A 298-nucleotide genomic window follows, 5' to 3' on the forward strand; every position below is an offset into this window, starting at 1 on the left:
GTAGCCGTATCGGAAGGTGCGGCTGGATCACCTCCTTTCTATGGAGAATTGCTTCCTGCAACGGAAGCATTCATTAGAAGCCAATGGCTTCAATAGCAACACCTCACTCGTTGTTCAGTTTTGAGAGAGCAAACCTCTTTCGACATGCGTTTGGTGATGATGGCGGAGGGGTTCCACGCGTACCCATCCCGAACACGACCGTTAAGCCCTCCAGCGCCAATGGTACTTGGACCGCAGGGTCCTGGGAGAGTAGGACGTCGCCAAGCGCAACCCTAATGGGTTACAATTTAACAAATTA

The 298-nt window shown here is 51.7% G+C and carries 1 rRNA gene; it reads left to right on the top strand.

Annotated features, from left to right (window positions below):
- The first annotated feature begins 149 nt into the window (after positions 1-149).
- Positions 150-266: ribosomal RNA gene (rrf, locus tag KJS63_RS25885) — 5S ribosomal RNA — on the top strand.
- Positions 267-298: the final 32 nt, after the last annotated feature.

Origin of the sequence: Paenibacillus sp. J22TS3, assembly GCF_018403205.1 — a bacterium.
Lineage (GTDB): Bacteria > Bacillota > Bacilli > Paenibacillales > Paenibacillaceae > Fontibacillus > Fontibacillus tuaregi.